The organism is Paenibacillus silvestris, assembly GCF_009882985.1.
GTDB lineage: Bacteria > Bacillota > Bacilli > Paenibacillales > NBRC-103111 > Paenibacillus_E > Paenibacillus_E silvestris.
Genome location: NZ_WTUZ01000039.1, coordinates 184,492 through 206,237, shown reverse-complemented (window position 1 = coordinate 206,237; position 21,746 = coordinate 184,492). Strand labels below are relative to the sequence as shown.

The 21,746-nt window shown below is 44.4% G+C and carries 17 protein-coding genes; 3 read left to right on the top strand and 14 right to left on the bottom strand.

Annotation, left to right across the window (positions count from 1 at the left end; all coding sequences use genetic code 11):
• Positions 1 to 68: 68 nt before the first annotated feature.
• Positions 69 to 1,094, bottom strand: coding sequence for a peptidylprolyl isomerase (locus GQF01_RS30290; protein WP_161410794.1), 1,026 nt, complete (start codon positions 1,092 to 1,094; stop codon positions 69 to 71).
• A 358-nt stretch (positions 1,095 to 1,452) separates the two neighbouring features.
• Between GQF01_RS30290 and GQF01_RS30285 the strand changes: the two genes are divergently transcribed.
• Positions 1,453 to 1,896 carry a carboxymuconolactone decarboxylase family protein gene (locus GQF01_RS30285; RefSeq protein WP_161410793.1) on the top strand — a complete coding sequence of 148 codons (444 nt, stop codon included), beginning with the start codon at positions 1,453 to 1,455 and terminating at the stop codon, positions 1,894 to 1,896.
• A gap of 147 nt (positions 1,897 to 2,043) precedes the next feature.
• The gene (locus GQF01_RS36050) at positions 2,044 to 3,207 is read left to right on the top strand and encodes an S-layer homology domain-containing protein (RefSeq protein WP_202556784.1); all 1,164 of its coding nucleotides are present in this window, start codon (positions 2,044 to 2,046) and stop codon (positions 3,205 to 3,207) included.
• 55 nt (positions 3,208 to 3,262) lie between these two features.
• Here GQF01_RS36050 and map read toward each other — a convergent pair whose 3' ends face one another.
• From map to GQF01_RS30240, 7 genes are all read right to left on the bottom strand, one after another.
• A complete protein-coding gene (map, locus tag GQF01_RS30270) occupies positions 3,263 to 4,009 on the bottom strand; it encodes a type I methionyl aminopeptidase (protein ID WP_161410792.1) in 747 nt (248 codons plus the stop codon).
• A gap of 5 nt (positions 4,010 to 4,014) precedes the next feature.
• Positions 4,015 to 4,617, bottom strand: a complete 603-nt coding sequence (locus tag GQF01_RS30265; protein ID WP_161410791.1) for a TetR/AcrR family transcriptional regulator — start codon at positions 4,615 to 4,617, stop codon at positions 4,015 to 4,017.
• A gap of 694 nt (positions 4,618 to 5,311) precedes the next feature.
• Positions 5,312 to 5,890: a hypothetical protein gene (locus GQF01_RS30260; protein WP_161410790.1), complete on the bottom strand. Its 579-nt coding sequence runs from the start codon at positions 5,888 to 5,890 to the stop codon at positions 5,312 to 5,314.
• A 318-nt stretch (positions 5,891 to 6,208) separates the two neighbouring features.
• On the bottom strand, positions 6,209 to 8,512 hold the full coding sequence (locus tag GQF01_RS30255) for an S-layer homology domain-containing protein (RefSeq protein WP_161410789.1): 2,304 nt from the start codon (positions 8,510 to 8,512) through the stop codon (positions 6,209 to 6,211).
• A 48-nt stretch (positions 8,513 to 8,560) separates the two neighbouring features.
• On the bottom strand, positions 8,561 to 10,126 hold the full coding sequence (locus GQF01_RS30250) for a DHA2 family efflux MFS transporter permease subunit (protein ID WP_161410788.1): 1,566 nt from the start codon (positions 10,124 to 10,126) through the stop codon (positions 8,561 to 8,563).
• An 11-nt stretch (positions 10,127 to 10,137) separates the two neighbouring features.
• Complete coding sequence (locus tag GQF01_RS30245; RefSeq protein ID WP_161410787.1) at positions 10,138 to 11,454, bottom strand: efflux RND transporter periplasmic adaptor subunit; 1,317 nt, start codon at positions 11,452 to 11,454, stop codon at positions 10,138 to 10,140.
• A gap of 20 nt (positions 11,455 to 11,474) precedes the next feature.
• A complete protein-coding gene (locus tag GQF01_RS30240; RefSeq protein ID WP_161410786.1) occupies positions 11,475 to 12,134 on the bottom strand; it encodes an HlyD family secretion protein in 660 nt (219 codons plus the stop codon).
• A gap of 273 nt (positions 12,135 to 12,407) precedes the next feature.
• Between GQF01_RS30240 and GQF01_RS30235 the strand changes: the two genes are divergently transcribed.
• Complete coding sequence (locus GQF01_RS30235; protein WP_161410785.1) at positions 12,408 to 12,986, top strand: TetR/AcrR family transcriptional regulator; 579 nt, start codon at positions 12,408 to 12,410, stop codon at positions 12,984 to 12,986.
• 57 nt (positions 12,987 to 13,043) lie between these two features.
• On the opposite strand, the gene GQF01_RS30230 is transcribed toward GQF01_RS30235, so the two are convergent.
• From GQF01_RS30230 to GQF01_RS30205, 6 genes are all read right to left on the bottom strand, one after another.
• Entirely contained in the window at positions 13,044 to 13,736 is a 693-nt protein-coding gene (locus GQF01_RS30230) for a hypothetical protein (protein WP_161410784.1), read from the bottom strand.
• Between the two features lie 183 nt (positions 13,737 to 13,919).
• On the bottom strand, positions 13,920 to 14,393 hold the full coding sequence (locus tag GQF01_RS30225; protein ID WP_161410783.1) for a hypothetical protein: 474 nt from the start codon (positions 14,391 to 14,393) through the stop codon (positions 13,920 to 13,922).
• Between the two features lie 24 nt (positions 14,394 to 14,417).
• The gene (locus GQF01_RS30220) at positions 14,418 to 15,422 is read right to left on the bottom strand and encodes a DUF3231 family protein (protein WP_407945440.1); all 1,005 of its coding nucleotides are present in this window, start codon (positions 15,420 to 15,422) and stop codon (positions 14,418 to 14,420) included.
• A gap of 45 nt (positions 15,423 to 15,467) precedes the next feature.
• Positions 15,468 to 16,061, bottom strand: coding sequence for a CBO0543 family protein (locus tag GQF01_RS30215; protein WP_161410781.1), 594 nt, complete (start codon positions 16,059 to 16,061; stop codon positions 15,468 to 15,470).
• 149 nt (positions 16,062 to 16,210) lie between these two features.
• The gene (locus tag GQF01_RS36045; RefSeq protein WP_202556783.1) at positions 16,211 to 16,690 is read right to left on the bottom strand and encodes a hypothetical protein; all 480 of its coding nucleotides are present in this window, start codon (positions 16,688 to 16,690) and stop codon (positions 16,211 to 16,213) included.
• Positions 16,691 to 16,832: 142 nt separating this feature from the next.
• Positions 16,833 to 21,716, bottom strand: coding sequence for a family 78 glycoside hydrolase catalytic domain (locus tag GQF01_RS30205; protein ID WP_161410780.1), 4,884 nt, complete (start codon positions 21,714 to 21,716; stop codon positions 16,833 to 16,835).
• Positions 21,717 to 21,746: the final 30 nt, after the last annotated feature.

The window sequence follows — 21,746 nt, the reverse complement described above, 5'->3', positions numbered from 1 at the left end:
TATTGATTATATAAAAACGGTGTTGACCGTTGAAAACTTAGATCTACAAAACTCCCAGCTGCTGATGTCTATGGAAATAACCGATTGTATACGCTTGCATTCTTTTGTATATTCGCTTCTCCTACAAGCTTATCTATCAACGCATTATATTTCTTATCCATATAGTCGGATTGCACTTTCGTTCTCACAGCTTCAAAACTTTGATAACGAGCCTGCTTTTTATCCAAACATTTCATGAGTATGAACTCGCTCCTTGTTTCTATAACCTTACTTACCTGTGCGATTTCTAGTGTAGCAGCAATTGTTATTAACTCTGAAGACAGGATTCCATCCCTCTTAGCGGTCGTCTCATCAAAAATCTGATCATATACTTTACCATTATCACTGTACAGCTTAGCTACACTTTCGAAATCACTTCCTGAATTAAGGCTTGTTTTTGCTAGCGTAATGGACTGCTCGGCCTTCTGTTTTTCCCTCTCTGTACTGCCGAAGGGGATGACTATCTTTTGAATTTTGATATAATCTGGCAACTGATATTTCTCTTCCCTGTCTTTTTCGTATAATCTCTTTAAATCATCTTCCGAGATACTTCCCGCATATAGTTTCTCTTTCAACTTAAATACGCTATTACTAAATTGATAATCGAAAAATTCGTTCTCGCCATATTGGGTTGGCCCATAAACAATCTGCCCTTTCTTCACCGCCTCTTGTCTTCTATGGTTCTCATCCGCCAGACTCTTTAAGAAGCCCTCATAGCTTATATCAGTGAGAATGCCATTCTGCTTCATTAGTATCTGCTGAACTTTCGTTCTAACTTCATCGTTTAAAGTCGCTTCTCTTGCATAACTGATTGGACTTTCACCACTTCCATATGTTGTTGTCCAAAAATCCTTCCCAGGATCTACGCCATATTTGTCCTTAAAATAGCTATAAGTTTTGGCAACGTGATTGTAGGATAGTCGCGCCCGAAATTCACCTGCAGCTATGGGCTCGTTGTTTACAGTCAAAGCAGGATCATGCTCGGTGACACCTTGTTTGGTCATGAGGATATACATGAAAATAAGGATAAGTATTCCAAAAAAAGCAAGCGACACGAATAAATACTTCTTAGTTAGCTTCATACTCACACGCACCTTTAGTCATCAATACTTGTTCGCTCATAGATAGGCCTAATAATAAATCCATATTTGGAATTATTTTCTGAGGCGTTCAAAAAAAAACTGGGAACTGATTCGCATCAATTTCTCCAGATTAACGGGAGAAGTTTATATTACTTCTCTACGATAGGTACATTATGTATAACTACATATTACAAAATCAGAGAATACGCTTTCATTGATAATTTTAGTCATTACCTTGATATTTTTTGTGATCTTTATGGCGTGTCACAAAAACCCGTATTAAATTGTCCTATGTGCGATCGACCATTTAACTAATATGGAGGAGATACATATGGAAGTAAGAATTCATCATAGTAAAGCAAACCCAGGGGTTCTGCAAACCATGTTTAAACTGGAAGGTTTCATCAAAGAAAGCGGCCTGGATCCTGTCTTATACGAAATCATCAAAATAAGAGCCTCGCAAATCAATGGCTGCGCGTATTGCCTTGACATGCACACCCAGAAAATGAGAAGTCTCGGGGAGACGGATCAGCGTATCCATTTGATTAGCGTGTGGCGCGAATCTCCCATCTACTCGGACCACGAACGCGTAGTATTAGAGCTTACCGAACTTGTAACGGCCATTTCTGTGCAGGGAGTTCCAGATGCCGCATATGCGCGTGTTCGGGAGCACATTAATGAGCAGGAATATGTGACGCTAATTATGGCAATCAATACGATTAATGCTTGGAACCGGATTGCTATTGCTACGGGTATGTTCCCTGGTTGTGTGTAAAAGACTGAGAGACGTCCAATAGGACGTCTCCTTTTTTTATCCTCTCTCCCTTTTAGAGAAAGTACGTTGATTATGAAACAATGCAACTTTTCCAGCCCGTCAATCGTCTGAGATACTGAAAGCAAAAACTCAACGAGGTGATAGAACTTGAAATCACGAAAAAAACTTCTAAGCATATCCGCAGCTGCCGTTTTGTCTCTCTCCATAGCAGGTCAAAGTTTTGCAGCAGCCTCAACGTTCACCGATTTGGAGCAGGTTGCAGCCAAAGATAAAATTATTTCTCTGCAATCGCAAGGTCTCGTATCGGGAGTCAGCAACGATCTGTTTCAGCCCAACGCACCATTAACCGCCTCCCAAGGCGTTCAATTGATCGTCAAGGCGCTTGGTCTGAACCTCAGCGCTATCAGTTTTTTTAAAGCGCCCCTGGCAACCGACTATTTTGCGAAAGCAAACAATGATGCTTGGTATGCGCAAAGCTTAATTATAGCGGCGAATAATGGTTTGGAACTTAAGGCTGATCTTGATCCAAACCAGAAATGGACGAAGGAAACTTTTACGAAAGAATTGCTCCTTGCGCTCGAAGGCCACAATATTATGCACATGATGAAGCTACCGCCGATCGAGATCAAAGACAAAGCCGAAATTACCCAGGACGCTCTCGGATCGATCCAAGCCGCTATTTACAAAGGCATTACATCGCTTGACGCTGATGGCAATTTCCATCCACAAGCGGATATTACACGCGCGCAAGCCGCTGAGATGATCTATAATGCGCTCAAGTACGTCCATGCTGCTCCGAATCAGAATCCGGCATCCGGTTCAACTGGCGATGTACCAAGAGATGGAAACAGCCAACCGATGATACCAGTCGTTGATCCAACAGGTCAAGTTAAAGCCAATTCGATTGTATATGAGAATACCGAATACGGTTTCCGCTTCACGCTCCCTGACAGCTGGAAGGGTTACACGACTGTATCCGACAAGTGGGAAGGTCTTTCCATAGCGGATTCACAAGGTGAGACCAAAGTGGAAAGCGGTGCGAAGATTAGCATTCGTCATCCCGAATGGACATCCGAACAACCGAGACAGGATATCCCTATTCTCGTCTTTACCATCGACCAATGGAATGAGCTCCAGCAGGAGAAATTCCATATCGGCGCAGCTCCAATCGGTCCTAGCGAGCTAGTCCGCAATGACAAGTACGTGTTTGCGCTTCCGGCGCGTTATAATTTTGCCTATCCAGAAGGCTACCAAGAAGTAGAAGATATTCTAAAGAGTAATCCCATTCAACCGATTGCTAATCAAAAATAAACATACACAAGGCTGCCGATGCAACATCAATCGGCAGCCTTGCTGTATGTGAAAGCTATTGTTCGGTCAAAATAATCGGACCATCCGCCGTAATTGCGAGGGTATGCTCGTACTGTGCCGAAAGCGAGCCGTCAGCGGTTCTGGCGGTCCATCCGTCGGCATCAATCGTCATTATCGCTTTTCCGGCATTGAGCATCGGCTCGATTGTGAAAACCATCCCTTCCTTCAAACGAAACCCTTTGCCCGGCTTCCCGACGTGCATATAATTAGGTTCCTCGTGCATCTCTCTTCCTACGCCATGACCGAGCAGATCGCGCACCACCGAGAATCCATTGCGCTCGGCATGGGTTTGAACCGCGTGCATCACATCGCCGATTCGGTTGCCGACAACAGCTTTTTCGATACCGAGATACAAGCATTCCTTCGTTACCCGCATCAGATTACGGGCTTCTTCCGACACCTCGCCGACAGCATAACACCAACCTGAATCGCCGATCCAGCCATCTGCTTCCGCGACGATGTCGATTGTGACGATATCGCCTTCCTTGAGCGGCTTCTGGTTCGGAAAACCATGTGCAATGACGTCGTTGACAGACGCACATGTCGCAAACGGATAGCCGTTGTAGCCTATCGTATAAGCCTTGGCGCCATTATCCTTAAGGAATCTCACTGCGAACGACTCGATATCGAGCGTCGTGACACCAGGCCTGATCATACCTGCGATTGCTCGATGGAAAGCAGCTACGATGCTCCCGGCTTTTCTCATTTCTTCAATTTCTGTTCGCGATTTCAGGATGACCATGGCATTCATCTCTCCTTTGACTGTATGCCCGAAAAAATCATATGGACGATTCCTTCTACATCCATCTCGCTGCGCATATGGTGGTGGATGTTCAGTGCTGTGTAGCCAACAAGCGAGCCGAATATCAGATTAGCTGTTTTCTCCGCAGTTTTGGAGCCGATTCCTTCACGGACCATTTCCACAAACGGCAAATAGATCCTTTCCTGAAAATCGGCAAACAGCTTGCTGAACCGGTTTCCCGGAAAGTGATGGAAATTATCCGCCACCGTTTTAAGCAAAATAAATACGGAAAGATCCTCGGCACACTTCGTGAGGAGCAGCCTGGAGAACGACTCCGCTTTGAGCATACTGCCAACATCCCCCGTCTTAGCAGGCAATACAGCCGACTCGACTCGATTCAGAGCATCCCACAGTAAATCTTCCAAAAGCATGTGCTTATTTTTGTAGTAATGATACACAGTTCCGTAGCCGAGCTCTGCCTTGACCGCAACATCGCGTATTTCCAATTGAATGCCCTTCTCCAAATAGACTTCCGCGGCCGCTTGCATAATTTGGTCCATCCGCATCTCCCGGATCGCATCATTCTGTTCTTTGGTACGTGGTGACATAGCGCCACTCCTTTTTTAGACCTGCTGTAATGTCAATGTAAAAACAATATACATCATTTAGAAGTAAGGATCAAGTACTTCAATTGTCTATTTTTCGGATAAAGCCTGATCCCAGAAAGCGAAAAAGAAGCCAGTGATCAAATCACTGACTCCTTGATATGGCCCTTCAGTGCCTGCTAGCTCCCCAGACGCCTCCCCCGTGCTCTTCTCCCAATTCATAACTGGAAATAATGGAGCTAATTTGTTATAAATCAGTTGGTTCTAGGCGAGTAGCTGGAAATTCTCCCGCTAATTCCTCAAGTTTCGCCTAAAATCGGGCCCAGCGGCTGATTTAACAGGAGAAACTCCAGGTATACTATCCATAGCCTCTTTCGGCACTATGATTAACAGGAGAATCTCCAGGTATTCCCTCTCCGGCTGTAGAGTTTAACTCAAGTTCTTCATGCCCCGTAGCCAATCGTAAAATCCATCATCGAAAAAGAGATCAGGAATGTACGTCTGCGTATACTTGCAATTAGGGCATAGTAGAACCAACCCCTGTTCAAGCACTTTAGGGTATAATTTCTCGTGTTGACTATTGTTTCCGCAAGTAAGAGGATTCACTCCTACTGCCTGCTGGTAATCCGTAATACGCCTCTTAACGTCTTCTTCGTTCATTGTAATCCCCTTTATTGGTTGAGCCAAAATAATTTATTTATCCCTGACTGCCCTCGACGGCGATCAGTAATACCGCGGCGGCGAGACCCAAGCGACGATCAAGCTTGCCGCTACTGTCAGCCGAGAAATCCAGGTTTAGTTTTTGGACGAAGGGGTTGAAATTTTGTTTGAACTCGGCGACTTTGGTTCCGTTCATTTCTACATGATAATGCTGAGGGATCAAATTCGTCAGGAATCTTCGCAAAAGGGCAAGCAGCACATTATCTTCCTTAATTAATCCGATTACTGACTCACTCGGGTCCAAAATCGCCCATTCATCCTTAAGAATCGACTTCATCCCTTTGCGTCGCAAAGAGCCGATCTTGATCCCGGTTTCAACATCAACTACGTCGAAGATGGAGGAGAAATCAATGACGCTTCGTGCTTGCATGGTGATCAAACAATCTTGCATCGTTTCATCGCCGTATATCCGGATGTCTTCCTTCAGCTTGAAGGCTTTCATCTTCGAGAAGAGAATGGGCTTTTCATTCTCATCGAAAATATCGATTTTGGCACCAACTAAAGATAGGATCTGCTTTCTAACACTGAACTTATGATGATTGAATTTCGGATTCAAGTCTTCGCCCCCTGCACTCTAAACTCTACTTAGTCTATATTCATTCAAATTCGACAGAATTAGGCAAAACTCCTTTCGTCCAAGGGGACGAATTGAAAAGCAACCGATCGCTCGGCAGCTCCCTTGCTTGCAGTCATCGCTCCTATCGGACCCGCCTGGACCTCCAAAGAAAAGCAATTGTAACCCTTATGGACAGCCTCTTTTGCGGTAAGGATCAATTGGGAGGGGAACTTAGGGGCGCTATTTAACCGAATCAACCAAAAAGAGGCAATCCCCTTCGTCATTTGCATGACTGATAGGACTGCCTCTTCTTCAATCTTATTTCAATTCGGTAATGAGTCTATCCATTTCACCTGTTGGGGTAGTGATTGTTTCATACACTTTAATGGATATATTGGATTGAATCTGATCTTGAGCGAGATTGCTGAAGGTCAGTACTTGGTTACCACTTACCAAACGGTTTGACCCGGTAAAAGGAAATGAATTCGAGCCCAAAACTCGTCCTAAAGAATCGACTAGCTCAAACTTCAACTTGGAAAAGGCATTATCAAGGACCACTTCGGATTCCCGCTCCATCCCGAGGTCCAAATTTAATTTATACGTATAGGAGAATCCGGTTGTTCCCATCATCGTCAACTGCGATATTGTCCAGCTTTTCAAGTTTAACTTGAATGGATACAAGGAGATATTATTATGATCGTTATCATTCTGAATGCTTACGAAATAGCTGGCAATCGTCGCTTTGTAGGCAGAATTGGATAGCACTTCTTGTACGTTCAATTGGAATAGCTCACTCTGGTCCGTGGCTGGAAGTGTGAACCCATAGCTGACGACGATCCCTGTTCCTGGAGCTATATCTGTAGTTCTTACCGCTTGGCGTGTTCCTGCGTACGCATTGCCATCTTTACCCGCTAATTCCGCTCCAAAAGCCGGAACCGGAATTGGTTTATCACTCTTATTGAAGAGTGTAAATTTGGCTATCCCCGTTTTATTTCCTGTTTCTTGATTATCTGTTACGTGAAGTTCTTGAAGCGAAACCGTCAAATTCGGATTAATGGTATCGTTCATTCGCGTAAAATCCATCGGCGTGCCGAAATCATAACGGCTTACACCCGCTCCAGTGACAGTACCTTCGTTCGCAGGAAGTCGGAATCCTATGCGTCCTGTGAAATATTGAATCGGTGCAGTCTGCCCTTGTTTCAAGAAGCTTTCAGATGAAAGGACATAGAAGGCTTCAAGTGCGGTATCCGTATCCGCTGCAATCGCAAAATGAATAGACTTCTTGCCCCCCGCATCAAGATGAATTGGAGCCTCTTCCACTCGCTTGCCGATGAAGGATTTGCCCTCCGATTTGCCGCTCAAAGTAAAATCCGGTATGGTTTCCGAATAGCTGCCTTGATTCTCCGCTATTATCTCCACGATATAGGTTGGTGTTTGCCCTGTAAACTGCTTAGACATCTTCACCGCTGAATATTTCAAAGCGGAATTGATGCCAGGAAGGGAGAAGCGGACTCCCCAGTCCCCCAAATGGGCTGGATCTTCTATTTGGGCATCCTGGCCACGCCATACCATCGAACTGATATTAGCATCCGCTAATGGCGATTCTTGCTTTGGATACACCTTTTGATCGACTTCTACCCAAAGAAGATTCGTCAACTGGACATCCTTGTTCACACCTATATCCGTCATATAGCTTAAGGTCACACTCCCCTGCGGAAGTATGGAGCGAGAGTTGCTTGCACTCGCTGGAAGGGTATAGACCGTGCCTTCCGCCGTTTGGATCCGAAGATCATAATCCGGAATTCGGATGGTTGCTCCGGAAGTGTTAGTTAAGGTAATCACAACTCCGACTCTCCAGCCGTCTGACGATTTCTCTTGGGTCACACTTTTGACTTGAGCCTGTGTATTGTCTGTCAGGTTGTAAGCTGTTAGAGCTTCAATCGGGAGGTCAACGATAGCCGGAGCCGTTGTCACAGGTACATACTGGCGCTTCGCTTCATACGAAGAAGTAACAAGTTGTTCCCTTGTTGCTGGAGAAATGCCGCCGAATTTACCATCCATTTGGTTCCCCAGCAAATTCATTTGTACAGCCAAAGCGGCATACCCCTTAGCCCAGCTGGATATTGTGTTATCATTTATGCCAGCATTTGATTTCAATTCAGCTTCTTTATTCAATCCTCGAATCAAGAAAGCGGCTAATTGTTCTTTGGTTACCTCGCCTGCGGGATTAAAGGTGCCTGCGCCAAAACCATCAGTCAATTTAGCTGTTTTCAATGCCTCAATATACGGAAGTGCATAGCCATTGGCAGGGTCAGCAGCGCTCACATCGCTGAAGCTGGAGGTGATTAATGAAGTATTAACCTTCAATTGGAATATTCCAGCGGCAGCCTTCGCGAACTGGGCACGGTTCATTTTATCATGCAGACCAAACACACCCTCGCTCACACCATCAAAAATACCTGCGGAGATCATTGCATCAAATTTGGCTTTCGTCCCCGCATCCAATTGACTCAAATCGTTGAAATCTGCGGAGGATTTAGGAGAACCGGCACCTTGTGCTACCGTAGTTAACAGGGTAGAGGCCATACACGTGCTGATAATAACAGATACATACTTCTTCATTGTCTAGTGCCTCCCGATAAATTCAATCTTACTTCACGTGCGTGACTGCTACTCTTTTACTTCAACTGGCGCTTGTTTTCGCTTTATAAAAAATAGAACGAAAGGAATACATATAAAAGCTGGAATGGCTGAGATATAAAAAGTATCCGCGATAGACCTGACGAAAGCTTCCTTCTGTATGAAACCGGCAAGGTAGGACGTAGCTGCGCCTGTAGCCGTAGCCCTATCTACCGCCCAAGCATAAATCTCCCCTGTGAGAGCGGACACTGTGTTGTTCGCCATAACGGAATCTACAGATACGCTTTCGGAAATGTGCTGGTAATGTACGAGCTGACGATTGCTCATAATAGCAGTAAATATCGCAATTCCAAGCGATCCAGCCACTTGGCGAAGAACATTCGATAACGGCGAAGCGTTACTGATCTGTTCCGGAGCCACCGCGTTCATTCCCGCAGAAGTTAATGGCATCAAGCACACGCCAATGCCAATTCCCCTAATAGTTAATAAGGCATTCAGCCAATGATTCGGCGTATCAGCCGTCAAAAGATGCAACTCCGCGGTCGTTATCCCCAGAATCGCAAGGCCTGCAATACAAATTGGAACAACCCCGAATTTCTCTACCAACTTCCCGCTAATAGCCATCATGACCGCCATGGCAATGGATTGCGGCATCAAGAGAATTCCCGTCTGCATCGCATTAAGCCCTTGAATACTCTGCAAATACACAGGGGCCAAAAAAGTTCCGCCCATCATTGCCATCATAACCAGACTGCCCGAAATGACACTAATCGTAAATTTAACATTTTTGAATAAGTTCAAGTCCAGTACAGGCTGCTTGGCTCCAAGCTCCACCCAGATTAAGAGCAATAAACTGCAGAGAGCAATAAATAACAGACTGACAATGAACAGCGAAGTCCAGCCTTGGGACTGCCCTTTGCTTAAAGCCAGCAGCAGGCTGCCGAAGAAAGTCATGGACAAGACAGCCCCTGGCGTATCAAATTTCAATCCTGTTGTGCGAGGTGATTCCTTCATGAGAATCTTGCCAAGCACGACGGCCAGAATGCCAATCGGCACATTAATGAAGAAAAGAAGCCGCCAGCTGAAATTCTGGATCAAATAACCTCCGAAGGTCGGTCCTAGCGCGGGTGCCACCATGGCTGCAATCCCCCACAGCCCCATAGCCGTGCCTGTTTTCTCCTTCGGAAAGGTTGTGAAAATAATGGACATTCCGACTGGCATAATGAATCCACCAGCCAGCCCTTGAATGATTCGAAATATGATCATGGTATTGGCGTTCCACGCCAAACCGCATAGCACTGAGAATATCGTAAACCCCGCTACGGAGTAGATAAATAAATTCTTATTACCGAATCTCCCACCCAGATATCCGCTCATCGGAATAACCATAGCGGAAGCCAGCGTATATCCTGTAATGATCCATTGCATGGTGATGAGATCCGAGCCGAATACGGCAACAAATTTATTCATCGCCACGTTCATTAAGCTGCTATTCAATACAGCGACAAACGTACCTGTGACGATAGCAATAAGTGACAACCACATGTGACCATTGCCTTCTGATTTCTGCTGTGTAACCACCGATTCATCGGCCATCGGAGCGCCTCCTATTCGGCTTTTACCTTCGTGCCCTCAGCCAAGTTATCTGCCGGCTTCACGATGATTTGTTGACTTGCTTTGATGTTATCGTTAGGCATCACATAGAGCCAATCCTGGTTTTTCTCTTCTGTTTTCACTTCAACAAGGTGCGCCATACTGTTGTCTGCCGTAAACAAATACTCTTTCTGATCCTTTTTGATCACAGCGCTTTTTGGCACTTCCAGACGGCTTTGCTGTGCAGCATTGAGCTTGACCTCCGCCACCATCCCGGCAAACAACAGGCCATCTTTGTTATCGACTTTCACCTTAACAGGAAAGGAATTGCTGTTGGTGTTCGCTACTGGACTGACGAATGAGATTACACCCTGAAAACTCTTACCCGGCACATTTTGTACGCTAACGTCTACGGTCATGCCTTCTTTCACTTGGGTAATCTGGCTATCCACCACACTAAGCTCTACTTGGACTTGATTCATATTGACAAGCGAGAGGATCTGCACGCCGGCTTGCGCCAACTCTCCTGGTGAAATGCCTTTCTTAACAATGACTCCGTCGATAGGAGCCGTAATTGTTGCATTGCTCAGCCCACTATTCGCAAGTTCAAGGGTAGCGTTCAACCGCTCTACATCCGCTTCGAGCGCTTTAACCGTATTTTCTGTCGGACCGACCTTGGCAAGTTCCAGCTTTGCTTCGGCTCCTTGCAATTGTGCTTCGGCGGCTTTCTGTGCACCTAAAGCCTGCTCATACGCTGCTTTGGCCTTTTCATATTCGAGCGTCCCTTTATCCAAGTCATCTTGAGATACACTCGAACTGCTCTCGAATGCATTGCGAAGACGATTGTAGGCGCTCGTAGCAAGTCCCAAGCCTGCTTTGGCCTGCTCAACGGCCGCAGTCGCCTGTTGGTATGCCCCACCAGCTGCTTGGATTGAACTCTGAAGTCCTGTAATCTCTTGCTTCCGGGCACCCGCTTGGGTATCAGCTAATTTAGCCTGAGCTGCGCTGGTTGAATACTCGGCTTGTTTCACCTGTTGGGTCAATTCCGTTGTCTCCAACTGGACGAGTACATCCCCTTTATTCACCTTGCTGCCCTCTTGCACACGAACTTCAGCCACTTTACCGGATACCTTCGACACGATATTAATGCTCTGATCAGGAATTATTTTGCCGTTCAGGCCTGCTGCGGTGCCTTGTCCCAGCTTGATTACTTGAACAGGAACGCCCGACGCTGCGGAGTCTTCTGCTTCTATAGACCCGCATGCGGGCAGAAAAGCAAGGGTAGCAAGCATAAAAACGGCGGGAATTATGAATTGGTTTCTTCTATTCATTTGAACTGGCTCCTCTTTATTTAATTGCTCTTCAAGTGAATTTTGATATTGGTGCTGATTCCCGGCAATAGTTCAAGTCCTTGATGGTCTTCAATCGATATTTTGATAGGAACACGCTGGGTTACTTTAGTGAAATTCCCGCTCGTGTTTGTTGAAGGAAGTAGCGAGAACGTCGATGCTGTAGCCTTGCTTATTTCTTTTACCTTCCCCGTTAGAATCTTGCCTGGAAAATTATCCAATTTAATATCAACTTTCTGCCCTTCATGAATCTTGTTAATCGTGGTTTCCTCTATATTGGCTGACACGAACAACTTATTGGGATCTACAATCATCGCGACAGCCTGGCCAACCGATGCTACTTCGCCTGTTTTGATTAAAGTCTTGATAACCGTGCCTTCTATGGGAGATCTTAATGCCGCTTGGTCCATGCTGCTTGTGGCCAAATTGTTACTATCCTGTTGCCCGACAATCTGATCGGCAAGAACATGCGCACCTTCGTCGACCTGCAGGGACGTCACCTTACCAGTGATACGTGGCATCACTTTATAGATATCGCCAGCCAGTCGGGAATCCTCGGTAGAGATGAAGTTCTGACCTTCATACCAGAAATATCCGGCAATACTGCCTCCGCCAAGAACGATAACGGTTAAAATCACATACAACATCATTTTTCGTTTCATGTTTTCTCCTCTTTCTTCTTTTTCAACTCTCTTTTTAACATTTGTTCTTAACAATCGTTTTTAACGATCGTTAAACTCCTTGAACGTTATTATAGGACCTCATTATTAAAACCGTCAATGAAAATTTTCGGACGACCGATGCGCCAAAAATTGAAATGGCCCGCGATCCTTTTGAAGAATCGCGGGCGTTTGACTAATGTCATATTCTCCTTTAAAATTCGTTAGAACAGGTGTTGCTAACAACTGTTAAACGGAGGTGCAGTTGATTCCTATATGAACAAACAAGAAATTGATGTTAAACAAAAAATTATCATATCTGCCAAAAAGCTGTTCTCCGAACTAGGCTACGAAGGAACGAGCGTCAGAAAGATTTGTGACGAGGCCGGTGTTTCATTGCCGCTGGTTTCGTATCATTTCGGAGGCAAGGAAAACGTATTCCTCGCCATTCTTGAACCGCTTGAGAAGCTGCCCTTTTCTGCCGAGACGGGGGATCCCAAGCTAGATTTGCAGAAATATCTAGAGGTTATGATTGCTTTTTATCAACAAGATCGGGAAATTTCATTAATTGTTAGACAAGAACTGGCCATGAGTAGTACAAGAGCGGACAAAATTATTACGTTTATTCAAAACTCTACAAATAAATTAAAGAGCATTCTTGAAAACGGACGGGATCAGGGTATTTTTCAATTTGAATCCATATCCAATGCTCTGCGTTTCATCCTTGGATGTATGAGCATGATCTCGGTCTCTAACACGGGGATGCTCGAAGTGATCATCGGAGAGAAAGAAGTCGGTGACTTTCCGATTGAGAAAGAGGTTATTGCGTTTATCTACAAGGGAATTAGGAGTTAACAGCTGATCGTTATACATGGAGCCTCTCCCTTCGGGAGTAGGCTCTTTATGCATGATTCATATCAATTTAGAAAGGTAGTTCCGAAATCTCTCCAAATCATGATCAAGAATCTCGCGAATTATCGTGATCACATGCCAGCCCTCACAGACTAGCTCCAACTGCCGTCTCTCGTATTCCTGATATTGTTCGTAGGTACATCTCTTCTCTACAATCTCATCTCCTACGAATTGGATGGCAAGCTTTTTGGGCCTACCAGTCGGGTACAAATGTAGGCAACAATAACTTAAATTGGCTCCGCGCCTAGGAAGACGAACTTCTAAATTGTCAAAATCATAATTCACTAGCGGCCCCCACAGCTCCTGAAGAAAACTAGTAACATCCTCACCATATTTAACCTGCACCTTTTGGTTAAGCTTCCTCCCTATCCAGCGGGTAACGTTAGGATGAACGAATTGCTCTTTAAATGGCGGTCGAAGCACTTTCTTTCCGGGCTGATGACCGAAATCATGCTTCAATGCCTCAGCACCACATTGAACCAGCAGACCTGCCTGATCGAATATGATCGAATCCTTGGTTAGGCAATGCCGATAATAAAAAAGCTGATCTTCGTTAGGATAGAACATCATATAAGGCAAGATTTTTCCCGCATCTTCTGGAAACTCCCGTTCCAAGTAGTCAAACAGCGGGGCAAAAGCTGCTTTTAACCATTCTTCTGTTACTTTCTTAGGTGTTTTTAGTTTTGGATACATCATCTACGCTCCCTCTGACCAACAAAAAAAGCACGCATGCCCGCAGAAGAAATTCTTCTGCGGGCACGGTGCTTCCGTTAGTCATATACATTTATTTCCATTAAGCATTCATTATCTCACATCTTTGATAAATTGAATAGCATCCATTTTCATGGTAATTCGGAATTAGTCTTTATCACAAACTTATTTCTGATCCTCTGACAGCAAAAATCGCTTCGTCACCTTCATCAAAATTAGCCCGACCCATAACCCTATTGGTGCACAAATCATAGGAAGCCATATCGGACCAAGCAGCACGTTTTTGATACGAAATGTGGATGAATACATCACACCGACCGTAACCAAGTAGGCTGAGAAAGCGAATGGCATACTCATTAATGGCCTTTTCTCACCCATCGCCTCTCGATAAGCGTCCCACATAGCAAAGAAATAGAGACAAGGATAGAACATTAACCACTGATAATTGGTTACTTGCGTTGCTTTCTCCGTATTCCCTTGAAAACTTAACATGATAGCCGTATTAAAATTGGATTGGACATTGATTAATATTTCTAATCCAATGAAAAGAACACCTTTTGCAATCTTCCCATCCAAAAGTTGAGGGAATCCTGGCAGAGCGATGCTCCATAAAATTTTCTCAAGTTCATCTTTTGTCATAGGGGGTCTCTTCTTTATTAAATTTTATTGCTTAATAAGTTGTTTGCGGTCCTCCATTTGCGGCGGTTCCTCCAGCCAACCATGCTTAATCATCAGCTTAATGCCATCGTGTGTATACACATAGATATCCTTGGCGACTATTCCTGCTTTCAAACTCAAATCATTTCTTAATGTAAAAATAGTACCAAAGCTGCTGCTTACCATACCAAAGGTATTAAGAAGGTGAATGCAAAACATCATGAGTTTCTCTGAAAAGGGGGCTATGGTAGACGTTGTTACTGTGCTCCCAGAAGTGGCTGAGAACTGAATGTTGCTTTGGAGGAGGAGATCTTCAAAGGTTTTAATTTGTTTCTTTGCAAGCTCCATTCCTCTCACAAAATATTCCTTTACTTCTGGGGTATTCGCACATTGTGCAAAGCCTGAAATCAGCTGCAGTCCAATATTGTTTGTTTCAATTCCATGATGAAGAATGCCTACTTCTATTGTATTTAGTGCTCTTTTATCTCCGAAGAGATTGAATCCGCTCAAATAATCTTTACTCTCAATAAACTCATTTGCGATAGGCATCGTTACTTTGGGTGGTGTGGCGAGAATCCCTTTTTTCAGCAGATATTCGGTTGATCTTTTATAGATATTTTGAGTAACGACGGTCAATCCCTCATAGATATCCATCACTTCGCCTTGGTAGGACATATTTAAATTGAGCGTATACATGCCCATACTTATTTCTTTCAATATTCGAAGGAACATGATATCAAATCCATTGTCATACAGTTTCGGTGCTTCTAAATTGACATCCGCTTTGGTAAAACCAACAGGGATGACAATCCCTTGATTCTCAAACAAATCAATTATTTTACTCACATAATGATCAAGATCTTGCCATAAGCCACCCATAATATTTCTTGCTTCAGGATCTTCCGTTTTCTCTATAAAGTAATCCAGCACTCGAAGAATGAGTGTCTTTTGCTGATAGGTAAGCCAAAGCGTCCCTAGCTCGGATGAGCTTATTGAGTCTGCTTTCTTTATCATAAGTTTATCTCCATTTCGAGTGCAGCTCTCCAGAGCTTTCCGTTATCTAATTTTTTTCTTGTTTCTGTGTTTAAAATCTATAACCAATTCCCGATCGACATCAAAGTGGAGCACGCTGCTCTGAGTTAAGTCAACGACCCCTTTCATAAGGATTGCAATGCCAACCAATACGAAAAACGATTTCCAGTAGGACCATCTCACCAGCTCATACATATCAAGTGATACGAAGATGGGCTCACCAACATACGAAATAACTAGCGAAGCCACGACAATAGCAATCAGGAACGACTTCCAGGTCGAAAACTTCTGATACATATACGCAAAAATAGAAGGAATAACAAAAAAGTCGACAGCATTTAAGTTCTCGGTAAATGGGATGAGTTGATGCGGGTATCGCCACAAGTCGAAAAACTTGCCGACCTGATCGACCGCCCCAACGATGATAAATCCAGTCATGAAGGTCAGAACTGTGCTGAGTGTCCTTTTTCGATCCATAAGGATGAGCAGCAGCGCGACAAATAGCACATTGATAATGACAATGATCCACCACTGGAACGAAAAAACATCATGCTGCAGCCAATAATCAAGCTCTAATCGGCTCTCTTTTACGTTTAATTCCTCTATGTCGTTTGGCATATCTTGCTCCCTATACATTTCAAACTTAAATCCATGTTCCTTATTATTAAACAGGAAGACCAAAATATGTATAGTTGGGAAATATTTTTTGGGTTCACATTGAAACAATAAAAACGCAAGCTACAATGAGCTTGCGTTCCCAGTATCTTTTAAATGGAGAAGTTTTTCATCAATGGCATGATAAATGAAATAGCACCCATTCCAAATTTCATAAAGCTGCCTATGTTACTAAACAATCCAGCTGACCCACCCGCGTTGGCTGCACCTTGACCAAGGCCCCCCAATAATCCACCACCTGTTGAAGTCCCTCCAAACAATCCTCCAAGTCCTCCGCCACCAAGAAGCCCCAGCATGTTACCCAAACCACCAAGACTTGAAGTATGAGCTTTAGCTCTAACTTTATTCCGTGGAAGCTTTTTGTTGCCTTTCACCCCTTGAAGAATAACTTGATTAACCTGCACTTCTTTCAGAACGCCATAATAGAAAGAACCGTTCTTGAGTACAACACATACGGGTGTTCCTAGGTTTGCTTTTGCTTGAGCGGCGATCGTGGCCGACGATTCAATTCGTCCTTTCTGTCCTACATTTACGCGGCTATGTTTCCTATTGGGTCGATGATAAGTTTTCATGCTGCTCACACATCCTTTTATATAGTAGTCCCTGTTCTTGTCATCATATGTTGGGAAGACAAGATTCGAATGTGCTCCTAACAAAAAAACAGCCGCAAGTGATTTCAAACTTGCGGCCGCTCATTCACTTTTCGCTTACGTATTAACCGATAATCAATCTTGCCAATGCCGCCAAGTCTGCGATGTCGATAATGCCATCTTTATTGATATCTGCTTTTTCATACAGATTCCAATTCGGATCCTTGGATGTTTTGCCATAATAAGAAGCCACTATAGCTAAATCTCCGATGCTTATTCTATCATCTCCGTTCGTATCTCCCGGAGTGGCAATAATAACAGATGCCTTAAATGCTTGAAGCGCACTCGTTAATTCCGTTGTCGCTTGCTCCAATTGCTGCTGGGTCACAGAGTCATCTTTCACGACGGATTGAGCTTTGTCGATAGCTGCCTGCAGCGTAGCTTTGGCTCCAACTGGATATTGACCCGCGTGCGTACCTTCAACAGCTGCATCGTGTTTCGCTTGAGCGTCAGCAATAAGAGCAATAAGTACCTCTTTATTAATTGGAGCTCCGATTTGTACGCTGTATGAAGTACCCTCGATCTCCTTCTCTAGGCCTGCTCCATTAGCGAAAATAACGTCTGACAGCGTTAATGTCGCTGGCACGGAAGATGCTGATTTCGCTCTCATGTGAAGCGCCAGCAAATCAACATTGGCACTAAGATCTCCGCCGACTACTGCGGATAGGATTCTGACCTTGCCAGGATTTTTGGCAACATCCGATACGGCTACAATTTTCAAATCATCGAGCAAAGAATCTACAGAAAGGAACTCCATTTGCTCAGGGTCATACGTAAAGCTTAAATCTTGTGCATACACGCTCTCAGTCACACCAGATAAACGATAGGCGATATCGAACGCCTGACCCGAAGAAACGCTTGACGGACCGGTTAACACGGTTTGTTCTTCCACATTGTAGACTTCTGCTTCTGCTAGTTGGAACCTATAGTAGATATCATCATGAGGCATGGCTCCGAATTGGGTTACTACTATTTTCACATATCTTGCTTGTTCAGTTTCAAAACTGTATCTCTGAGGTCCACCGTCTAAATTAGACTCCCCTCTGACTTGTTTCACAGTTTTGTACTCACCGTTATCCGCTTTCACTTGAATGTCAAAATCAGTTGGGAAGGAGGCTATGTTTCCGTCCACAGTCTTCGAATCCAACCTCGGATACAAGACAAGATTGTTGAATGGTTGTACGCTGCCTAAATCAATTTCCACCCATATTGGATTATTGGCTGTATCTTTGGAGGCAAAGCCATTACTGGAATATCTCAGATCGAAATTTCCATCTGTTAAATTAGCGATATGCCATGTTGGAGCAACTGTTATTGTATTATTGCTGCTCGCATTTTTGCCTAAAGCCAAATTCTTGCCATTGGATACAAAAATGGACTTGGATGATGCAAGCGTGACACCCTCATAGGTTACTTCTACAGTTATTTTGACTTTACCGAAACCTACCGTTTTCACCTTTCCTGCTGCATCTACAGTTGCCACATTGACATCACTGCTTTTAAATACGGACTGAGCTTTGGCTAGATCTACCGTTACGCCATTTTCTTTTTTCGCGGTTACCTTCAGTTGAGTTGTATCGCCGACAATCATTTTCGTTTGGTCGCTAGTTAAGCTGACAGAACTAAGTGGGCTTCCTTCAATCGTCAAAAGAGACGTGAACGAATAGCTCCCAGATCCCACTTCATAGACGGCTTTATCTCCATCCATCTTCACGAAACGTACTCCTTCGACTTCGTCAATACTTTTCCCGCCTTCTTTAACAGTATGCTGATCATCTGTTGGTACGTAGACAGTCGCAGTCGTATTCGCGGGAATCGTCGTTTCCAAGCTGAATTTGTTCCCATCTACCTGCCACTTGCTAGCAATTTTTCCGTAGATTGAATCATATTCCGCCTTCACATATTGAAATTCTCCACCCACTGTCGGCTGAATGATCGTATGTTTGAATCCCGGTTGATCTGAATCTGCTTCAATCCCCGCAGCAAAGCGGTACATCCATTCGCCAACGGAACCTAACGAATAGTGATTGAATGAATTCATGCCCACATCGCCGAAGCCGCCTTCTTTGGTATAGGAGTTCCATCGTTCCCATATCGTTGTCGCACCGTTTTTGATGCTGTAGCCCCATGAAGGGTACGTGTCATTCGTAAGCAAATGATACGCAACTTCCGAGTAACCAGCCTTGGTGAGCACAGGAAGCAAGTAGCCTACACCTAGAAATCCTGTTGATAGATGCCAATCCCGTCCCTTAATTTTATCTACAAGGTATTTGGCCGCAAGGGGTTGTTTATCCTCAGGAAGTAAGTTCATTTGAAGTGCCAATACATAGCCGGTTTGCGTTTCACCTTTGATGTGTCCGTCTTTATCGACAAACCTTTGATTGAACGCTGTTCTAATATCGTTAAACAAGGTTTCATATTTCTGCGCATCCGCATTGTTACCAATGACTTTCGCCATCTTGGACATCAACATGGTACTATAGGCAAAATAAGCGGTATTCACAACATCTGTAGGTGTGTTGTCGTCAACGTTAAGCCAATCGCCGAAACCACCCTCTGGCCGAATGAGTCCGCTGCTGTTCGTTTTCAAATAATCAATCCATTTGACCATCGAAGCATAATTATCTTCTATGACACGCTTGTCGTTGTTCATTAAATATACGGTCCATGGAACAATAACACCGGCATCGCCCCAGGCATTATTCCCTCTTCCGACGATTGAAAGATAAGGGGCAACGTCAGGGTAGGCACCATCAGAACCTTGGCCTGACATCATGTCTCGCATGTATTTTTCAAAAAAGGTCATCGTGTTCATGTTGTAACTTGCGGTTCGGGCAAAAATCTGGGCGTCTCCCGTCCAGCCCATTCTCTCATCGCGCTGTGGGCAATCTGTCGGAACGCTTAAGAAGTTGCCTTTTTGCCCCCATACGATATTACTATACAACTGATTCACCATACTGTTCGATGACTCAAATGTTCCCGTCGGCTCCGTATTTGAATGGACCACCACACCTGTGATACTATCTAGCGTCGGAACGCCCGGATATCCAGTTAGCTCCACATACCGGAAACCATGGAACGTAAAATGCGGTTCATAAACTTCATTCCCACCGCCTTTAAGCGTATATTCATCCGTCTGCTTCGCGGTTCGTAAGTTAGCCGTGTAGAGGGTGCCATCATCATTCAACATTTCACCGAAACGCATCTTCACTTTAGATCCAGCAGGTCCGTTCACTTGTAAGCGAGCCCAGCCTACCATATTTTGCCCCAAATCCAAGATATAAGTTCCGGGAGTCGGTACGGTTATTACTTTAGGCTTTAACTCCTCAGCCGCCTGAACTGTCGGACCTACTTGCGCAATCAGCTTGCCTTTAAAATCATTCACAGTCCCTGCCGCGATCCAATCTGTATCATTGTACCCAGGTTTATCCCATGCTTGCAGTTCATTCCGGGCATCATAGGTTTCCCCCATCAATAAATCCGAAGTCACGATGGGTCCAGCTGTGGAAATTTTCCAAGAGGCATCCGATACGATCTGATCTTTCGTTCCATCCTGATACTCTACATTCATCTGAAGAAGCATTTCTGGTTTCTGGCCATACACATGTTCACCAGCCATCGCTACATGCCCGGAATACCAACCGTCTCCAAGCAATGCTCCGAGCGCATTGTTGCCACTTTCGAGCATCCCAGTCACATCATAACTTTGGTATTGAACGAATTGATTATAATCCGTCCAGCCTGGGGATAGATGATCTACACCGACACGATGTCCGTTCATGCTTAACTCATATAAACCGAGCGCAGTCGCGTATACAGTCGCTTTCTTCACAGGTTTCGTAATTGTAAAAGCTTTGCGAAGCTGCGGTACGTGCCTTTCACTCTGCTTAATGACAAGATCACTTGCCAATTCACCCAGCACTAATTGACCGTTTTCAATCTTTCCAGCGCCGAAAGCGTTCTCATCAGGATTTGAAAAATCTTCCGTAAACAGTGAGTTTCCATTTTCATCTTTAATCTTAATATTATCGAAACTCGCACGCTCATTAGTTAAGTTATCCTTATGCTGTCTGAAACCAATTTTCCCGAGTGAAAAACTACTATCCTGCAAGGTATCTATTAATTGTTGGTCTACATACGTTGATATTTGATCGCCGTTCACATCTATTTTCATATGATGTGCTGTATTTAACTTTGCCGCATCCGGGATTATAGAAGAAATGTTTTTTTCTTTAATTACACTAGGATTAGGATTCCATTTATGCGGTCTAAATTGAGCATATGGCTTATCTTTTACATTAATCTGCCACATATAAAAATGGGATGAATCTTGTGAGCCGAAAACAAATCCGGCAGCAGCTTCTAAGATCGTAAAATCGAGATCGATCGAATATTTGCGGTTATTAGGTATTTGCTCATTGGGGACTGTAATCCAGCTCGCCTGCCAATCGGAAGGCTTCAGCAATCCCATCTCCCACCAAGCCTGCACACTCCAATCGGACATTTGGTCGTCTTTATCCCATATCCGTACCTTCCAGTAATAACGGTGACTCGTTTGCAGTTCCTCGCCCGCATACGCTACGTTCGCGGATTGATCAGATAGCAACTTCCCACTATCCCATACATCGCCTTGATCCTGTGAAAGCAGCTCTGGCGTTGATGCCACCAGCACTTGATAGGCTGTCTGCTTCTGCGAACGTGCATCAGATCCCATCTGCCAACTCAACCGTGGTTTTAACGTATCGAGTCCTAATGGATTGACCGCTTGCTCGGTCTTTAAATTCTTGACTCGAAACGTGGTGTCAGCAACATTCGCCGTGCTGGGAGCTTCGCTCTCACTCGCAAATGTCGTCGCCGGCACTAACATCGTGGGTAACATCGAGAAGATCAGCAACGATGATAGCGCTCTCTTTTTGAACTTGTTTTGCTTCGTACGTTGGCTCGCCATGATTATTTACCTCCGCTATACTAGTTTCTC